The organism is Caballeronia sp. dw_276, from assembly GCF_018449635.1.
Classification (GTDB): domain Bacteria; phylum Pseudomonadota; class Gammaproteobacteria; order Burkholderiales; family Burkholderiaceae; genus Caballeronia.
Window position 1 is genome coordinate 316,623 of the sequence record NZ_JAAVUV010000005.1, and the last position, 19,128, is coordinate 335,750.

The following is a 19,128-nucleotide window of genomic DNA, read 5'->3' on the forward strand; positions in this document are numbered from 1 at the left end:
CTACAGCTTAGCTATCGACGCGCAGAATGTGCCTCTGATTTGCTTTTCATCCGGTCTACGGATAGTGTATTTATTCTGCGCCGCCCCACTTTTCCAGAATATTCGAGTTATGACGACATCGCCTAAACGCCTGGACCGGATCGACATCGGAATATTGAATCAGCTGCAGCAGAACGCGCGCATCACGAACGCGGAGTTGGCGCAGGCGGTGAACTTGTCGCAAACGCCGTGCTTCAACCGGGTGCGCGCGCTCGAAAAACTGGGGCTTTTCAAGCAGCAGGTCACGTTGCTCAATCCGGAATTGCTCGGCTTGCGCATCAACGTGTTCATTCAAGTGAGCCTTGCCAAGCAGGACGAAGACGCGCTGCGGCGTTTCGAGGAAGCGATCAGCGAACGGCCCGAGGTCATGGAGTGCTACCTGATGACGGGCGACGCCGATTATCTGTTGCGCGTGATGGTGCCGGATATTCAGGCGTTGCAGCGGTTTATCGTGGAACGGCTGACGAAGATTCCGGGTGTATCGAACATCCGGTCGAGCTTTGCGCTCAAGCAGGTGCGGTACAAGACGGCGCTGCCGTTGCCATCGGCGGGAATGACGTTACAGGATCCCGACGAAGGCGCCGATACCGAATGGAGTTAGCGGCGTTACAAATCGATCTGCGGAACGCGGAACGAACTCGTCAGTGACCGAAGCTCCGCGCGATGCAACTCGGCCAGACGCTCAAGCAACTTCTCGCCGCTCTTGAGCAAGTGCACTTCAACCTGGCGACGATCCGCCTCGCTGACTTTGCGCTTCACGAGCTTCAGCGCTTCGCACCGCGAGACCAATGCAACCACGCCGTGATGCTGGGCCTGAAGCCGCTCCGCAAGCTCGCCGATGGTCGCCCATTCGCGTTCCGGATAACCTTTGATGTGAAGCAGCAGCAAGTACTGCAACGGCGTGATGCCTTCGCTTTGTGCCGCCTGCTCCGAGAATCGCTCGAAGCGGCGCATCTGGTAGCGAAACTCCGATAGCTGCTCGAAGTCGCCTTTGGCCAGGCCGCGAGTCCGTTCTGTCATCGAAGATCCGTCGCGCAGTAAAAACGAAAATATAGCAGGACTCGCTGCCACGTCAGAGTTAACCCGCGGCCGTCTCGCTCGTTCGCATCTGCACCACATGGGTCTGCCGGTACAAACCTGCGAGCAGGTCCGACTGGGTGATCATCCCCGCAAGTTTTTTGTCGGCGTTGAGCACGGGAATGTGGTGATGACCCCAGGTCGCGAAGATCGGCACCAGATCGGCGATGGACGCACTTGCTTCGACCGTACGAACATGGTGGCTCATCAATGACCGCACCAGGGGCACGGGAGCCGTGCTGCGCGCAAGCCAGCGTGGCGTGATGCTCGATACATCGAAGCCGGTGGCGGCGCTGTACTTGTCCATCAAATCCGAGCGTGTGACGATACCGATAACCCGTTGAGCATCGTCCGTCACAGGGAGCGCCTTGACGTCGTGGTCCTTGAGCAAGTCCCGGGCAGACGTCGCGAGCGCGGACGCTGCGACCGTGACAACCGGTCTCGACATGATGTCCGCGCACGCCAGATCGCGAAACGAGCGTGCGTAGGCGAGCATTTGCGTGTCGCGTATCAGCGATTCAAGATCATCCGGAACGATGTCCAGGATTTCGTCGCGTCGATCCAGCACGGCCTGGATATCGGCGCGGGTGATGCCCGGATTCGACTTTTGCGTCGCTGCGCTGTCATCTTGCGCCGGCGCGTGATGCGCTGCATGCGGATAACGATGCCCGGTGACCGCGTGATACACGATGGCCGCGGCCAGCAGTGCTCCCGATTGGAACGCAATAGGCGCGATCACGAATCCGAAACCCATGGCATGCACAGCGGGACCGCCGAGCACCGCGGTCAGCGCGACTGCGCCCGACGGCGGATGCACACACCGCAGCACAAACATAAAGCCGATGGCGAGCGCCACCGCCAACGCCGCCGCAAACACAGGATTGGCGATCAATGCAGCGCACGCAACTCCCACGGTCGCCGATACAAGATTTCCACCGATGATCGACCACGGTTGCGCCAGCGGGCTGGCGGGTACGGCGAAGAGGAGTACAGCGGAAGCGCCCATGGGCGCGACAAGAAATGGAATTGCCGATGCCGATCCGGGCAGGAGATGTATTGCAGAACCCGTGAACGCGATGCCGATCAATGCGCCGAGGCAAGAACGAAAACGTTCGGGCCATTTGATCGCAACGGGAGCGGGTAAAAACCCGCGTAGCCAAAAGCCGATAGCAGATTTGGACAAGATCGGGGCAGGCCGTGGGTTATGAAAAACGCGCCGTATGCAAGCCGGATACGGCCTGATCGACGTAGTGTTCTTCACGGCCATTATGTTCGATTGTGATATACAAATTCGTCTCCTTTTGCTGCGGTGCGGAGCATTTTCCAGCAATCCCTCGTGAGCCTGGAGGGCGCTACTTCGCTGGCAGCAAGCACTATCTCAGTGCGTAATATATCACATACAGGCAAATGTATTGACGAAGATCAAAGCTCCGGTGCCGAAAGAAAAATCTTTCGGCGCAGCTTTTCGTATCACCTGTATGCCGTTTTTCGGGAATCGATCCCAATTTTTCGATCGTTCCTCGATCCGAAAATTGCTCCGTGAGATTGAGGTCAGGCCGACGCCCAACGCAATGGGATTCAGTCGCGAAGCGGACCATCTTCGCTGGGTTACTTCCCTGATCGTGCAAAAGCACGCCAGCGACAATAGATCACATCGTGATATAGTTTTTGCTCCCCGCACAAATTATGACGATCTTCGTTCCGGTCTCAACCGGGCATGCATCGCCTATTGCGTCTCGTCACATCATCGTCAGGATCGACGTTCATATGAAAACGACAAAAGGAGACTTCGCCACCGATGTCCGGCTGCTTCGCATCACGGCCATCGCGGCGGTCGTCGGCATCTTGAGCACGCTGGCGGCAGACTTCCTGCTGCATGTAATCCGCTTCTTCACCAACCTCTTTTTCTATCAATCGCTTTCGAGCGTCGACCATTCTCCTTCGGCCAATACGCTCGGGCTTTGGGTGATAGCGGTGCCTGTCATCGGCGGGTTGATTGTCGGGCTGATCGCGCGGCTGGGGTCCGAGCAGGTACGCGGCCACGGCATTCCTGAGGCCATCGAAGCGATCCTGTTCAACAAAAGCAAAATGTCGCCCAAAGTCGCCGTGCTCAAGCCACTGGCGTCGGGGATCGCAATCGGCAGCGGCGGCCCGTTCGGCGCCGAAGGGCCCATCATCATGACGGGCGGCGCAATCGGGTCGTTTATCGCGCAGTTCTTTCATCTGTCGAGCGGAGAGCGCAAGACGCTGCTGGTTGCAGGCGCCGTTGCCGGCATGACGGCGGTTTTTGGTTCGCCGGTGGCGGCCGTTCTGCTCGCCGTCGAATTGCTGTTGTTCGAGTTGCGGCCGCGCAGCCTGCTCCCCGTTGCCGTGGCGTGCGCCGTTGCCGGATTCGCCCGGCCGATGCTGATCGCGAGCGGTGCGTTATTCCCCTTGCAGACGTTGCCGCTCGGAACAATCGGGCTGTTGTCCTGCGCCGTTGCCGGAGTCGTGACGGGCGCGCTTGCGTGGCTGCTGTCGAGTTCGCTTTATAAGGTTGAAGACTGGTTCCATCGCTTGCCTGTTCACTGGATGTGGTGGCCCGCGATTGGTGGTCTCGCGGTCGGGATTGGCGGGTACTTCCAGCCACGTGCATTGGGCGTCGGCTATGACGTCATGGGCGATATCCTGCTTGGGCACCTCGCCGCCGGTGTCGTGCTTACCATCGTGCTGGTCAAAGCCGTTATCTGGGTTATTGCGCTCGGCTCCGGGACATCAGGCGGTGTGCTCGCGCCGCTCCTGATGATGGGCGCGGGCGGGGGCGCGTTGCTCGGGCCAGTCATGCCGGGCGGTGCGCCGGGCGTGTGGCCGCTCATCTTCATGGCAGCCATGTTGGGAGGCATGATGCGAGCGCCGATTACCGCCGTGGTGTTCGCGTTCGAACTTACGCACGATGCCAACGCGTTATTGCCCGTGCTGATGGCTTCAGCCGTGTCGTACGGCTTCACCGTGCTGTTCATGCGTCGTTCCATTCTGACGGAGAAAATTTCGCGTCGCGGGCGCCACACCTATTCCGAGTACGGCGTCGATCCGCTCGAACGCCATCATGTCGATGAAGTCATGACGATTGACGTGCAGACACTCGATGCAAACCAAAGCCTGGCCGATGCCCTCGCGCAACAATTCGGGCCGCAGCAAAAGCATCGCGCGTATCCGGCCGTTCGTGATGGTCTGTTGCTTGGTGTGCTGGACCGGAACACGCTGATCTCGGCGCATGAAGCGACGCCGCATGCGCTCATCAGCGACCTGTTCGGAAAGTCGGCGCCCCACTTCGCTTTGCCTCATGAAACCTGCCGCTCCGTCGCCGCGCGGCTCGCAGCGCACTCGCTTGACCGGGTCCCGGTTGTCGCCGATGCAAAGACCTTGCGGCTCATCGGCGTTGTGTCGCGCCACGATCTGGTAAAACCATCGTTGTCGGTTTTCAACGATGAACGCCGGCACGAGCGTTTTCGCCGGATCGGCTTCAGACGGCATAAATCCATGGAATCGGCAAACGAGACCGCTATGTAAATTGAATTAATACAAAATTAATTCAATTTACTTTCATTGTATTTAATCTGCTAAATACACCGAAAGCCATACGATCGGTGAATCGCGTATCCGCTGCATGAATTCACGGGGTTAATACCAATCGAGCTGATCGTTTCAAGCATCCGCTTAAACAGCGGCGTACACTTCCTCGTGCCGACGCAAGCCGGGCGCCTTATGCGGCGCGGCGCACAAGAGACCACGGCCTCGTCGTTCTATTAATCAGATTACGCGAATAGGGGAATACAGCAATGAGCTGGACGCGAGAACAAAGGAACGTGACGATAGCGGCCTATCTGGGCTGGACGCTCGACGCATTCGATTTCTTTCTGATGGTTTTCATATTGAAAGATATCGCGGCTGAGTTTCACACAAAAATCCCGGAGGTCGCGTTTGCGATTACCTTGACGCTCGCAATGCGACCTATAGGAGCGTTGATCTTTGGACGTCTCGCCGATAAATTCGGCCGGCGCCCAACGCTGATGATCAACATTGCGATCTATTCCTTGCTCGAATTGCTGTCCGGTTTTTCGCCAAATCTGTTCACCCTATTGGTTCTGCGCTCGTTGTTCGGTATTGCGATGGGCGGCGAATGGGGCGTAGGTTCAGCGCTCACGATGGAAACCGTGCCTACCAAAGCGCGCGGTTTCGTTTCCGGCCTTTTGCAAGCCGGATACCCAAGCGGGTATCTGCTTGCTTCCATCGTATTTGGCGTCGCATATCAATATGTCGGCTGGCGCGGCATGTTTTTTATCGGCGTGGCGCCTGCGTTACTGGTTTTGTATGTGCGTGCCCATGTCCCTGAATCGCCAGCCTGGAAAGCGATGGAGAAAAAGCCACGGCCCGGTTTGCTCAAGACGCTCAAGCAAAATTGGCAGTTATCGGTTTACTCCATCATCTTGATGACGGCATTCAATTTCTTCTCGCACGGCACCCAGGATCTTTACCCGACCTTCCTTCGCGAACAGCATCATTTCGATCCCCACACGGTTTCACTCATCACGATTGTGCTGAATATCGGTGCGATCTGCGGCGGCCTTTTCTTCGGGTCGATGTCCGAAAAAATCGGTCGTCGATGGGCAATTTTCATTGCCTCGTTAATCGCGTTGCCGGTATTGCCGCTGTGGGCGTTCTCGAGTGGTCCGGTTGCACTGGCGGCCGGTGCGTTTCTCATGCAGATCTCGGTGCAAGGCGCATGGGGCGTCATCCCGGTTCATTTGAACGAGATCTCGCCCGATGAAATCCGCGCCACGTTCCCCGGCCTGATTTATCAATTAGGGAATTTGCTGGCGTCGGTGAACGCGACCATGCAGGCGTCGATCGCGGTCAAGAACGGCGATAACTATGGGCTCGCCATGGCGCTCGTCGGCGGCACGGTGGCGGTAGTCATTGCCGCGCTGATCTTCTTTAGCCGGGAGCGGCGCGGTATTGATATGACCGAGTCGGCCGAACAGGTCGCGGCCCGAGCCTCCGCATAAGTTTCAGGTCCTTTCGGGGTGCCGCCCGGCACCCCGCTCTCCCTCTTTTCGTCGCGCACGGTCGTGCACTTTCTAGAGAGCGCGCTCCATTAAATGGCTTGTCGATCCGGCCAAACGTTTTTATCTTCGGTTAAACGCCCGTTTCAATCAGAGGCCAAACCATTCCGGAGACGCCAGTGCCAAGCCGTTCCCTCGCCGATACCAAGACCCGCCTGCTCGATGCCGCCGAGGCGCAATACATCGACTCGGGCTACGAAGCCATGTCGTTGCGCCATATCACCGCGCGCGCCAACGCCAACCTTGCGGCGGTTAACTATCACTTCGGCGGCAAGGACGCGCTGATCCACGCCATGCTGACGCGGCGCCTGGACGGCTTAAACCGCAATCGTCTCGTGCTGCTGAAACGCTTCCAGTCGATGCACGGCGCGCAACTCACCTGCGAGCATGTTCTCGGCGCGATGTTCATTCCTGCGCTACAGCAATCACGTTGCCCCGAAAAAAGCGGCCCGGCGCTGTTGCGCCTGCTCGGGCGCGCATACACGGACCCGTCGCCATTCATTCGCGGCTTTTTGCGCACGATGTACACCGACGTCGCCGAACGATTCTTCCTTGCTTTCCAGACGGTACTGCCACACTTGCCGCGAGAAGAACTCGGCTGGCGGCTGCACTTTTGCATCGGATCGCTTTCGGGAATTCTCGCGGGCGCTGACACGAACAGTCTTATCGATGACTTCACGCAAGGTCAGCGCCTCGAAGATCCGCAATTGATAGGACGCCTTGCGCTCATCATGGTGGCAGCGCTCAAGGCGCCGCAAGCAGCGACGAGCGAGACCTGCCCCTTCCAATCGATGTTCGCCGAATGCAATGCGGCGCCGATCGAAACGCAGGGAGCGCGAGAAACGCAGCACGCGTTGGCTTGAAACGCCGGCAGACGGCGGGTACACAATGTGCTGAAGATTGGACACTGGTTTTCCGTCATTGCTGCATGATCCGAAGATCGGACATCATCAGGAGAGGTCGTCATGACAGCCAGCTTCGTGATTGCATTGTTCGTGGTGAGCGGTGCGTTGATCTGCATGCAGGCGCCTGCGATCGCATGGCTCGCGTGGGCCGTGATCTGGGTTGCGGCTGGATGGTTCGCCAGCATCACCGGGCCTGTCGTAACAGCCCTCCTCGCCATCGTTTTCGTGTTGCCCGCGCTGATACTCGCCATCAAGCCGTTGCGCCGCGCGCTCCTGACCCAATCCATCTTCGATCTCTTTCGCAAGATCCTGCCGCAAATGTCACCGACCGAACGCGATGCCATCGAAGCCGGTACGGTCTGGTGGGACGCGGCGCTCTTCTCCGGACGCCCGAACTGGGACACGCTGCTCGAAACCGGCGCACCGGTCTTGACGGCGGAGGAACGCGATTTCATCGAAGGGGAATGCACGCAACTCTGCGATATCGCCAACGACTGGGAAACCACGGCCGTCTGGCAGGATCTCTCGCCAGAAGCGTGGGCGTTCATCAAGTCGAAGGGTTTTCTCGGCATGATCATTCCGAAGCAATACGGCGGCAAGCAATTCTCCGCGTATGCGCATTCGCAAGTGATCATGAAGCTCGCCACGCGATGCTCGGCTGCAGCGGTTTCCGTGATGGTGCCGAATTCGCTTGGGCCAGCCGAATTGTTGATGCATTACGGCACGGACGCTCAGAAGAACCTTTATTTGCCGCGTCTCGCGCGTGGCGATGAAATCCCCTGCTTCGCGCTGACGAGCCCGTATGCAGGGTCCGACGCAGCGGCGATCCCGGATATCGGCGTCGTATGCAAAGGGGTGTTCGAAGGGCGCGAGACGCTCGGCTTTCGCGTGACGTGGGAGAAGCGTTACATCACGCTTGGGCCCATCGCGACGGTGCTGGGTCTTGCATTTCGTGCGCTCGATCCCGACCATCTTCTCGGCCCCGCCGGCGAACCCGGCATCACCTGCGCGCTGATTCCCACGAAGCATCCGGGCGTGAACATCGGCCGTCGTCACTGGCCCCTGAATGCGGTGTTCCAGAATGGCCCGAATTGGGGCCACGAGGTCTTCATTCCGATGGACTGGGTGATCGGCGGACGAGATCAAGTCGGCAACGGCTGGCGCATGCTGATGGAATGCCTTGCAGCAGGACGCGCGATTTCGCTGCCATCGTCGAACGTAGGGATGGCCAAACTCGCCGTGCGCGGGACCGGTGCTTATTCAGCCGTGCGTCGTCAGTTCCGTACCCCGATCGGCAGATTCGAAGGCGTGCAGGAAGCGCTCGGACGCATGGGCGGCAACCTCTACGTGATGGACGCGGCACGGCGTTTGTCGGCGCAAGCGGTGGATCTGGGCGAAAAACCGTCGGTGATATCGGCGATTGCGAAATATCACATCACCGAACGCGCGCGCAAAGTGATCAACGACGGCATGGACGTGGTCGCGGGCAAAGGCATCTGCGTGGGGCCGTCGAATTTTCTCGCGCGTGCTTATCAACAGGTGCCGATCTCCATCACCGTGGAAGGCGCGAACATTCTCACGCGCAGCCTGATCATCTTTGGTCAGGGCGCCATACGGTGTCATCCATATGTGCTCAGGGAGATGGCTGCAACGCGGGATTCGGACCGCGCCAAAGGCCTGCGAGACTTCGATGACGCCTTCTTCGGCCACGCGAGTTTCACGGCATCGAACATGGTGAGGAGTCTGGTGTTTGCGCTGGGCGGCAACGTGTTCATCGCGAAGCCCGCGCGAGCCGATGCACGCCTCGTACCCTACTATCGCGCATCGACCCGCATGGCGACGGCGTTTGCATTGCTCGCGGATGTATCGATGTTCGTGCTCGGCGGCGAACTGAAGCGGCGCGAACGTTTGTCGGCGAGGCTCGGCGATATCCTCTCGCAGCTTTTTCTGATCTCGGCGACGCTCAAGCGTTTCGAAGACGACGGACGCCGCGAAGCCGATCTTCCACTTGTCCGATGGGGTGTTGAGGACGCGCTGCATCAGGCGCAGAGCGCCTTCGATGCCGTGCTGTCCAACTACCCAAATCGTCTTGCCGCGGGCATTGTGCGTGCGCTCGCGTTTCCGTTCGGCATGCCGCATCGCGTTCCGGGCGACCGGCTTGGATCGCAGATCGCCGAATTGATGACCACGCCCGGCGAGGCGCGCGAACGCCTGATCGCGGATTCATACGCGCCTGACGCAAAGGTCGATCCGATCGGTTACGGCGAGTTGATGTTCGCGCTGAATCCGCGTTACGCCGCAATCGAGCTCAAGCTGCGCGACGCCGTCAAATCAAAACAAATCTCGCCCATGCCCCAAAGCCTGCCTGAGCTGATTGCGTGGGCGGCGGCCTGCAAAGCAAATGGTTTTATCGATGCAGACGAAGCTCAGGTACTCTCTGACTACGCGCGATATGGCGTGGAGGTCGTGAAGGTGGACGACTTCGGGGCGGATTTCGATATGCTCGACGCGTTGCAAAAGCGCCATCAGGCGCTCGCAAACGAGCCAGAGGAAATCCCGGCATGATCCTTCACACGTGCATTCAGGCACGCATCGGGCAGTCATGAGAGATCGCTATCTCGACTTCGTCAACAACCCGTTCGGCGCGAGCGTCGCGCGATCCATCGGGTTGCCCCGGCCGGAAGTGCTGCGGCGGCACGCGCAAGGCCGCGCGGAGTTTGGCGGAATCGCGGCGATTGGTGCAGGTCCGTCACCGGCCTTGTTCGAGCCGTTGATGACGCTGCTGGGCTCTGTCGGGATGACGAGCGTGGCACACGAAAGCGCTTTGAACTGGCTTCAAGTAGCCGCGCGGCACGGCGCGATGAGTGGCCGTTTTGAACCGCGCTCACCCGATGCGCCGCCGAACGATCGCGTACAAGCACTTATCTTCGATGCCACCGGCATCACCGACAGCCCGCAATTGCATGGGCTCTACGGCTTCTTCCACGACGCAATCCGCTCTATGGCGAAGAGCGGCCGCATCATCGTGCTGGGGTTGCCGCCGGAATCTTGCGCGTCGCCGAGAACGTGGACGGCGCAGCGCGCGCTGGAAGGCATGACGCGTTCGCTTGGCAAGGAAGCACGCGGCGGTATCTCGTCGAACCTGGTGCAAGTCCAACCCGGCGGCGACATGGAGGGCACGTTGCGCTTCCTGCTGTCGCCGCGCTCGGCGTATGTCTCGGGACAAGTCATTCGCATCGATGCAACGCCTGCATCGCCGCCCTCAGACTGGAATCGACCTTTGGCAGGCAAGCGTGCGCTGGTGACGGGCGCGGCGCGCGGCATTGGTGCGGCGATTGCGCAGGTGCTGGCCGAACGCGGCGCACATGTAATCGGGCTCGACGTAGCCGAGGCGCAGGACGCGCTCGACCAGACCATGCTCGCGCTGGAAGACGCGTGGCCGTCGCAAGGCGCGCATACGGCGCTCGTCGCGGACATCGCGGCGCCTGAAGCGCCTGACAACATTTCGGCGGCGCTCGAGGCGCTCGGCGGTATCGATATTGTCGTGCACAACGCCGGCATCACGCGCGACAAGACCATCGCGAAGATGACCGAGGCCGCGTGGGACAGCGTGATCGATGTGAACCTGTCGGCGCAGGAACGCATCGATGAAGCGCTGCTCGACCGTAACGTGTTGCATATGGGCGGCAGGATCATCGGCGTTTCGTCGATCAGCGGCATAGCCGGCAACCTCGGGCAGACAAACTACGCGACGTCGAAAGCCGGCGTGATCGGCCGCGTGCAAAGCATGGCGAAAATTCTGGCCGCACGGGGCATCACGATCAACGCGGTGGCGCCGGGATTTATCGAAACGCATATGACCGTGCGCATTCCACTTGGACTTCGCGAAGCGGGACGACGCATGAATTCGATGAGCCAGGGCGGCCTGCCAGTCGATGTCGCCGAGACTGTCGCGTGGCTTGCAAGTCCGGCGTCGAGCGGCATCACCGGCAACGTGGTGCGCGTATGTGGTCAAAGCCTGATCGGAGCATGAACATGATGCTTGCGACAGGTGCGCAACGCGCGCGCACGGTGATCGTTGCGACTTTGCCGCCGCCGGCGAAGCTTTATGGCCGGGCGCTGCAAGGCATTTTCAAGCGTGGCGGCGCTGCGGCGGAATTGCCGTCCATTCGGCTCGTGCGTCCCAACGTGCGGCTCGATCCTGAGCAGATCGGACGATACGCGCGCGTGTGCGGCTTCATTCCCGAGCATGGCGTGCCGTCCACGTTCCCGCACGTCATGGCATTTCCGCTGCATTTGATGCTGCTCACAGACCCCAAGTTTCCATGGCCCGCTATCGGCCTCGTGCATATATCGAACACGGTGCATATGCGCAATACCTTGCATTCGGGACAGGCGCTGCGCATCGAGGTGGAAAGCGGCACGCTCGTACCGCACGACAAAGGCCAGGCGTTCACGTTGCATACGCGAATTTATCGTGGCGGCGAAGCCGTATGGGATGCTGAAAGCGTTTATCTGAAGCGTGGCGTTGCAGGCCATGGCGGCAGTGTGCTCGCCTCTGATCCACCGGACATCATTGAAGCGCCTGTGTTGACGCGTGAAGCGCGTTGGCAATTGCCCGCGCAACTCGGGCGCGACTACGCAAAGGCATCCGGCGACTTCAATCCCATCCATCTGCATGCGCTCACCGCAAAGGCGTTTGGCTTTCCACGCGCCATTGCCCATGGCATGTGGACACTCGGGCGCACCGTCGCCGCGATTCAGCCATGCAAGCAACTGGCTTCGGCGAACATCAACGGCGAATTCGAGTCGCCCATCTTCCTGCCCGCCGAAACCACACTGTGGACCCACGCTTCATTAACCACGGCGCGCGACTTCGAAGTCCGCGATCTTGCCGGCGAAAGACTGCACTTGCGCGGGCGCTTCGATTGGGAATTGTCATGACTACGAGCGCCCTTCCCATTGTGCGTCGCGTGGCGATCGTCGGCAGCAACCGGATTCCGTTTGCACGTTCGAATACGGCGTATGCGGCGGCATCGAATCAGGACATGCTGACGTTTGCGCTGCAAGGGCTTGTCGATCGATACAACCTGCACGGCCTGCGTCTCGGCGAAGTCGCGGCGGGCGCGGTCGTCAAGCATTCGCGCGACTTCAACCTGACCCGCGAAGCCGTGCTGTCCACGTCTCTCGCGAAAGAAACGCCCGCCTACGATGTCAGCCAGGCGTGCGGCACGGGCCTTGAAACCGTGATCCTGGTCGCGAACAAGATCGCACTCGGACAAATCGATGCGGGCATTGCAGGCGGCGTTGATACGACGTCCGACGCGCCCATCGGCGTGAACGAAAGGATGCGCAAGATCCTGCTTGAAGCGAACCGCAGCAGGTCGGCGGCGCAGCGCATGAGTGCGCTTGCAAAGCTGCGGCCCGGCATGCTGGTGAAACCCGCGTTGCCGCGTAACAGCGAACCGCGCACGGGTTTGTCGATGGGCGAGCACTGCGAACTGATGGCCAAGCGCTGGAAGATATCGCGCGAGGCGCAGGACGAACTCGCGCTCGAAAGTCATCGCAAACTCGCCGTTGCTTACGAGCGCGGGTTCTTCAACGACCTCATGACGCCCTACAAGGGTCTGTCGCGCGACAACATCCTGCGGCCCGATCTGACCGATGAACGCCTTGCCGCGCTCAAGCCCGTTTTCGATCGCGATGCCGGCACGCTCACCGCCGGCAATTCCACGCCGCTCACCGATGGCGCGTCGGCAGTTCTGCTGGCATCCGATGAATGGGCTGCCGCGCGCAACTTGCCCGTGCTTGCATACCTGACGTATTCGGAAACGGCGGCCGTCGATTTCATCGATAAAAAAGAGGGGCTTTTGATGGCGCCCGCCTACGCAGTTCCGCGTATGCTCGAACGCGCGGGTCTCGGCCTGGCGGATTTCAGGTTCTATGAAATCCACGAGGCGTTCGCCGCGCAAGTGCTGTGCACGCTCAAAGCCTGGGAAGACGATGAATACTGCCGCACGCAACTCGGCCTCGATGGCCCGTTTGGATCGATCGACCGGTCGCGCATGAACGTGAACGGCGGATCGCTTGCGGCGGGTCATCCGTTTGCCGCAACCGGTGGACGAATCGTGGGCGCGCTGGCGAAGATGCTCTCGGGCGAGCCGGGTTCGCCCGGTGCGACAACCCGCGGCCTCATATCGATTTGCGCGGCCGGCGGCCAAGGCGTGGTCGCAATCCTCGAACGATGACCGCTTTTAGACGGGCACTCCCGCGCCCAAGCACATAAAGTGCTGCTCCGTGGAATTCCGGGGCGCTCCGAAGCGTTGTGTCACAGGTAAATGCACCGTGAAATAAGTTCGCGGTGAACCGCACGACGCCGAAGCAGCCAAACGCGAAACCGATCGAAGGAACCACGGAGAATCTCATGCATCGAGCACGACAGCGTCGCCCGCGCCTTACATCGACTTACGTACGCGCCTGGAGCGTGCTGAACGGCTTTGCGCTGGCCGCGGCCATGCTAGGGTCGGCCAACGCCCAGCAGCCTGTCAGCGAGGCCTCCGTGGCCAGCACCACGAGTACGGGAAGCGCGGCCAGCGCCGCGACTGCAACACCGGCCCTGCCCACTTCCGCCGCCACATCCGCTGCCGGCCCGGCGCTTTCTGCCAACGCAACGGCCGAGCCGCCGAAAACGCCCGCGTCGCAAGTCGGCAAGCTTTCGCTCGATCGTCAGGTGCGCTGGCTCAGCCGCGCCGCACTCTCCGGCACGCTCGCAAAAATGAGCGACACGGCGCTGGTGGCGTTGTTTCAATCCCTCGACCCGCTCGCGTTGCCGCGCTATCTGAAGGAGGGTCCAAACGGGTATCCCTCGTATGAGTTCACCATGCTCCGGCGCGAGCGCATCGAAGGCAAATGGCCTGATCAGCCCGATCACATGCTCGTGCGCGTCACGCGCGACCCCATGCGCGTCTACGCCAAGTGGCTGCCAGACGGCGACCATTCAGGCCAGGAAATCCTCTACGACGAAACCACCCGCCCCGACGAAATGCTCGGCCATCTCGGTGGCATTCTCAACGTAATGACGCTCTGGACCGCACTCGATGGATCGCTCGCGCGCTCGCAATCGCGTCATTCCATCCGTGATCTCGGCACTGAATTCATCACGCAACAGTTTTTGGCGGAAGGCAAGAAGTTCGCCGAAGCCGGCGTGACACGCGCGAATAACATCGAGGTGAAAACGATCGATGGCGCGCGTGTCGTAGCGTTCACGTATGAAGCACCACAGGGTCAACCGCAGTTTTACGCGAAGAAAGAAGTGCTCGGGCTCGACTTGCGGCGGCCATATTTCCGCACCGCCGAATCCTTCGATAACGACGGCAATATCTTCGAAAGCATCGTTTTCCAGAACATCGCGCCCAAGGTTTTCGATGAAAACACGTTCAATCCAAAGAATCCGGACTATCACTTCTAGTCACGCGCCGCGTTAGGCCGTAAGGATTCGTCACACGACATTATTTCGGTTTTAAGTTTCGCCTAAGACTTCGTCGATACCCTCGCCCCACTTGCATCATGACTGCTGCAGTCAAATCGCCCGCACAGCACCACGCGTAAAGCATCAACGAAAGGAGTTCGTCATGAACCTCCGGGACGCATCGGCTCCAGTGAGAGCCATCAAGAGATTACTGAGCCATCACGAAATCGCCACGCTGCTGTTGCTGCTGCACGCGCCCATCGACGTGCGCGCAGCCACGCTCGATGTCGCGTCGCTCAGCGAGTACGGCTACGTGGAGATGGTCACGCCGGAGCCGGGCGAAGCCAAGTTTCGCCTGACCGCCGATGGCAACGCCGTGCTCCGCGGACTCGGCATCAAGTAACCGGCCCTCGCTGCTCGACACAACACGATCTCTGGAATAATCGATTGAATGGCTTGTCCCTCAATCGAACAGGAGATCTGCAATGTCGTCTTCATCGCCCACACCAGCGTCTACATCACGTTCCCGCATTGAGCGCGTCCTGCTCACCAACGACGATGGCATCGATGCACCCGGCCTCGCCGTGCTCGAAGCCGTCGCAGCGGAAATCGCCGATGAAGTCTGGGTCGTTGCACCCGAGCACGATCAAAGCGGCACGTCGCATTCCATCAGCCTGCATTCGCCTTTGCGCGTGAGTCAGCATGGCGCGCGCCGTTTCGGCGTGCTCGGCACGCCGGGCGATTGCGTCGTGATGGCGGTGCGCCATCTGATGCAGGACGCACGGCCCACGCTCGTGCTTTCCGGCATCAACCGCGGCGGCAATCTGGGTGTGGAAACCATGTTCTCCGGCACGGTCGGCGCAGCCATGACAGGCCTGCTGCTTGGTTTGCCGTCGATCGCGCTGAGCCAGACCTTCAGCGATCGCGACAACGTGCGCTGGGATACGTCGCGTGAACTCGCGCCGAGTGTGATCAGCCAGCTTGCCGCTATCGCGCACGATGCACCTACCTGCCTGAATGTGAATTTTCCCGATGTGGCCGCGGCTTCGGCAGGCCCTCTTACGCCCACGCGGCAAGGTGTGGGACTGGTGGAAGGCATAGACGTCTTACCGCAGACGGACCCGCGCGGCTTGCAATATCACTGGCTGCGCTTCCAGCGCGGCGCGCGGGAAAATACGCCCGACAGCGAGACGGCGGTGGTCGCCTCGGGACGCGTATCGGTCACGCCGCTGCACTTCGAACGCACCGACGAACGCACGTTCGCCGCGTTGACGGCGGCATTGCGTTGAAGATCTGGATCAGTCGACGGCGCGTGTTTCAGGCTCTTCGTCGAAGATCTGGAACTTGCGCATCTTCTCCCACAGCACCTTGCGGCTGATGCCTAGATGACTCGCCGTATCCTGACGGCGCCAGCCGTTGGCATCGAGCGCAGCAATTACGCGATTGCGCTCGTTCATGTCCCACTTGCTGCGGTCCACGAACACGTCCGAGTTCAACTCTGGCGGCAGCGGCTGCGAGGACCGGGCGAGCGCGAGCAGCCGCTGCAGACGCGCCGTATCCCACGATCCCACTTGACGCACCGTCACACCAATGCGCTCGGCGAGATTGCGCAACTCGCGGACATTGCCGGGGAAATAGCTGTCGGCGACTGCATCGGCGAGCCAGTATGGAAGCTCCGGTAATGTCGCAAGCTTTTCCTGCCCCACCACCTGCGCGATGAACGACTTGAACAACGCGATCTTGTCGACCGCGCCGCGTTCTTCCAGCGACGGAATCTTCAACTCGATCACCGCCAGCCGATAATAAAGGTCAGCGCGAAATTCCCCGTCTTTCACGAGCTGCGGCAAGCTTTTGTGGCTCGCCGCGACCAGCCGGAAATCCACCTTCACGGGCGTGGCCGAGCCGATGCGCGTGACCGCGCTGTCCTCCAGCACGCGCAGCAATTTGACTTGCTGGTAAAGCGGCATGTCGCCGATTTCATCGAGGAAGAGCGTGCCGCCATCGGCTTGTTCGAAATAGCCTTTGTGCGCGATCACGGCGCCGGTGAACGATCCCTTGGCGTGACCGAAAAAAAGCGATTCGAAGAGACCATCGGGGATCGCGCCGCAGTTCACGGGCACGAACGGCCCTTCCGCATATCGCGAGTGTCGCTCGTGCAGCATCTGCGCAATGCGCTCCTTGCCCACCCCGGTTTCGCCGTGCACGAGAACGCTGGTATCGCAATCGGCGAATGTTTCCACTTCGCGCAGCAAGGTTTGCATGCACTCGGCATTCGCGATCAGCGCATTCGATTCCTGCACGTCCTCGCCGTGCGCGCGAAGCTGTTGCGCAAGCTTGGCGACCATGCGACGCAACTCGGCGCCGGTGAAATCGAGCGGGAGGATGTGCGAGTAGTCGGTGGGGAAAACGGCTGCATCGCGTTCGCGGGGCGCGGCACCAACCCAAATAACCGGCATGCCGCGATGCGCCTCCCAGTCGCGCAACGCGAACGCGCCCGTGTCGATCACGCTCACGCTCACGATGGCGATCGCCTGCCGCTCCGAAGCCTGGCTCGAGGCGATCGACATGCCGTCGGCGCGGATCACGTCGACTTCGAAACTCGACATGCAGCGCACTACCTGCTCGACGATATCCGCCTTGCCTTCCCACACATAGATATCGAGGTCGTCGATTTTTGTCGCTGGTCTCATTGATCGAATCTCATGGCTTTGATGCTTGTGGTGCTTACGGTGCTTGACATGATTAACGGCGTTGACGGCACGAAGCTTCAGTACTGCAGTTGCGATTGACCGCAAACGGGCGGCAAGCCGTGGATGGTGCTTGCGCCGATTTGTACTCCCAGTAGCTGCAACACGGGAACAAGAACCAGGTCGAGATTACTGAGCAGCGGTGTTAGTGTGAGTGCCCCGACTACGACGTTCACTGTCCCGGTTATCAAAGGCGCGAGCAACGGCAGGATTAGGACGTTCACAATCTGAACGCTAGACTTGATGACCAGCCCACCTGGCTTCGAGATCGTCGCGGAGAGGCTCGACAACGCATAGCTGAGCACATGTCCGGCATTATTCGAATTTGCCGTCTGGTAATCATCTGTATTTCCAACTTTTCCGTCGAAGGTCAACGTGGACGAATTTCCGGGAGGCACCACTGCTGGTATTGCGGCGGCTGTCACTACTGACAACAAAGGCTGAAGGTTGACGAGCGTTGCGGGCGTGCAGACGAATGCTGCAGCGGCAGACATATTCACAGGCGCATCGCCTACGCACACGTTCGCGATGCCAGGCTGCACGCCAACTACACTGTTGGTTGCGTCAACCGTTGCAGCGCATTGAGTTGACTGCAACCACGCGGTCCCCGGTGTTGCCTCAATGGATAAAGGTAGCGACACCATCGGTGTGCCTCCAAGAAGCCCGGAATTGCTGCCGGGTACGACGCCGAGGTTAATGGCAAGATACGCTCGAACCTGTGCCGACCGAGCCACTGTTCGCCACGCGCCCGCTGGCGTCTGCCCCGCCTCACCGACCGCCAAAACCGGCGGCTGGATCACCTGCACTTTCAGCGACGCCGTGGCCACGCCCAGATTGAGCGTAGTTCCCACGTTCAACGCCGACTTCCCCGCTTGCGCGACTTCGGCGGTGACCATCAACGCATCGAACGGACTGATGGTGGCGTGCAGTGCGGATTGCGTATTGGCTAAGCCGACTTGCAGCAGACCCGCCGCGCCATTTACCGCGCCGAGCGCCACTGTCGCCGGTCCCGGAATATTCGCATTCACGATAGCCTGCAGCGCGCCTACCGCCGCCGACAGATTCGCGTTTGCCACGCGTGTGGTTTGCAACGCAGTGAGCATCAATTTAGCGATCTGAGCCGCTGTCAGATTCAGTGCGAGCAACTGATCGACGGTACCGACGCCTGCAGCCGTAACCAAGTCCCCAATTTCAATCCGCGATTGCGCAAGCCCCGCATACCCCGCCGCCGATATCTGCAGCGCGTTGATATTCGTCCCCAGCATGGAGTTCAGCAGACTCGTGATGACGGTCGGATCGACGCTAGCCGTCGTCGTCCCAATACTGAACGCACCCACGTTAATCGCCTGCGCGGTCGCTGTCGCGGTGACCATGCGTCCGGGTCCGGCGAAGAAAGAAAGCACTTGCTTGCCAAGCGTGACCTGCACCGCATTGACTGGCGTTGCCGATGCAGCGAAATAGGTCGGCCCGGCGTAAAGCTTGGAGTCCCAGCGGCCGCACACTGTCGTGATCGTGCTGTTCGACCCTGAAGCTGTGAAGCCGTTCGCACCGGCGCTCCCCGCAGCGGTTGCGGGTGCGCGTGAACAGGCGTCGTCGATAACCTGCACGCCCGCGCTCGCCGCCAGATCCGCCACGCCCTGCAACATGCGGCGCTGATAAAAGATGTTGCCAATATCGATAACAGCCAACGTCGCGACCACCGCAATCAGCCAGATCGCCGCGATCACGCTCGCAACCCCGCGCTCGCGGCGGCGGGATGCGGGTCGGGTTGATATCGATGAGCGGCGCAT

15 protein-coding genes are annotated in these 19,128 nt (G+C 60.3%); 11 read left to right on the plus strand and 4 right to left on the minus strand.

Annotated elements, in window-relative coordinates; translation table 11 throughout:
• Nucleotides 1–109 precede the first annotated feature (109 nt).
• On the plus strand, nt 110–640 hold the full coding sequence (locus HB633_RS12770) for an Lrp/AsnC family transcriptional regulator (RefSeq protein WP_213778459.1): 531 nt from the start codon (nt 110–112) through the stop codon (nt 638–640).
• Nucleotides 641–645: 5 nt separating this feature from the next.
• Here HB633_RS12770 and HB633_RS12775 read toward each other — a convergent pair whose 3' ends face one another.
• Nucleotides 646–1,059, minus strand: coding sequence for a helix-turn-helix domain-containing protein (locus HB633_RS12775; protein ID WP_213778460.1), 414 nt, complete (start codon nt 1,057–1,059; stop codon nt 646–648).
• Between the two features lie 58 nt (nt 1,060–1,117).
• Nucleotides 1,118–2,299, minus strand: coding sequence for an HPP family protein (locus tag HB633_RS12780; RefSeq protein WP_213778461.1), 1,182 nt, complete (start codon nt 2,297–2,299; stop codon nt 1,118–1,120).
• Nucleotides 2,300–2,883: 584 nt separating this feature from the next.
• Here HB633_RS12780 and HB633_RS12785 point away from each other — a divergent pair.
• The 10 genes from HB633_RS12785 (at nt 2,884) to surE (ending at nt 15,880) form a co-directional block, all read left to right on the plus strand.
• On the plus strand, nt 2,884–4,665 hold the full coding sequence (locus tag HB633_RS12785) for a chloride channel protein (RefSeq protein ID WP_213778462.1): 1,782 nt from the start codon (nt 2,884–2,886) through the stop codon (nt 4,663–4,665).
• A gap of 269 nt (nt 4,666–4,934) precedes the next feature.
• Nucleotides 4,935–6,161, plus strand: coding sequence for an MFS transporter (locus HB633_RS12790; protein WP_213778463.1), 1,227 nt, complete (start codon nt 4,935–4,937; stop codon nt 6,159–6,161).
• Between the two features lie 176 nt (nt 6,162–6,337).
• Nucleotides 6,338–7,081: a TetR/AcrR family transcriptional regulator gene (locus HB633_RS12795; RefSeq protein WP_346730305.1), complete on the plus strand. Its 744-nt coding sequence runs from the start codon at nt 6,338–6,340 to the stop codon at nt 7,079–7,081.
• Nucleotides 7,082–7,183: 102 nt separating this feature from the next.
• Entirely contained in the window at nt 7,184–9,688 is a 2,505-nt protein-coding gene (locus HB633_RS12800; protein ID WP_213778464.1) for an acyl-CoA dehydrogenase, read from the plus strand.
• A 37-nt stretch (nt 9,689–9,725) separates the two neighbouring features.
• Nucleotides 9,726–11,156, plus strand: a complete 1,431-nt coding sequence (locus HB633_RS12805) for a 3-oxoacyl-ACP reductase (RefSeq protein WP_213778465.1) — start codon at nt 9,726–9,728, stop codon at nt 11,154–11,156.
• Between the two features lie 2 nt (nt 11,157–11,158).
• A complete protein-coding gene (locus HB633_RS12810) occupies nt 11,159–12,067 on the plus strand; it encodes a MaoC/PaaZ C-terminal domain-containing protein (RefSeq protein ID WP_255580900.1) in 909 nt (302 codons plus the stop codon).
• The gene (locus tag HB633_RS12815) at nt 12,064–13,371 is read left to right on the plus strand and encodes an acetyl-CoA C-acetyltransferase (RefSeq protein WP_213778467.1); all 1,308 of its coding nucleotides are present in this window, start codon (nt 12,064–12,066) and stop codon (nt 13,369–13,371) included. The genes HB633_RS12810 and HB633_RS12815 overlap by 4 nt, the downstream gene beginning before the upstream one ends.
• Nucleotides 13,372–13,547: 176 nt before the next feature.
• Nucleotides 13,548–14,591, plus strand: coding sequence for a DUF1571 domain-containing protein (locus tag HB633_RS12820; protein ID WP_255580901.1), 1,044 nt, complete (start codon nt 13,548–13,550; stop codon nt 14,589–14,591).
• Between the two features lie 163 nt (nt 14,592–14,754).
• Entirely contained in the window at nt 14,755–14,994 is a 240-nt protein-coding gene (locus HB633_RS12825) for a hypothetical protein (RefSeq protein WP_213778468.1), read from the plus strand.
• 82 nt (nt 14,995–15,076) lie between these two features.
• Complete coding sequence (gene surE, locus HB633_RS12830; protein WP_213778469.1) at nt 15,077–15,880, plus strand: 5'/3'-nucleotidase SurE; 804 nt, start codon at nt 15,077–15,079, stop codon at nt 15,878–15,880.
• Nucleotides 15,881–15,889: 9 nt separating this feature from the next.
• Here surE and HB633_RS12835 read toward each other — a convergent pair whose 3' ends face one another.
• Both HB633_RS12835 and HB633_RS12840 read right to left on the minus strand, forming a co-directional pair.
• On the minus strand, nt 15,890–17,281 hold the full coding sequence (locus HB633_RS12835) for a sigma-54 dependent transcriptional regulator (protein WP_213778470.1): 1,392 nt from the start codon (nt 17,279–17,281) through the stop codon (nt 15,890–15,892).
• Between the two features lie 77 nt (nt 17,282–17,358).
• Nucleotides 17,359–19,128, minus strand: a complete 1,770-nt coding sequence (locus HB633_RS12840; RefSeq protein ID WP_213778471.1) for a TadG family pilus assembly protein — start codon at nt 19,126–19,128, stop codon at nt 17,359–17,361.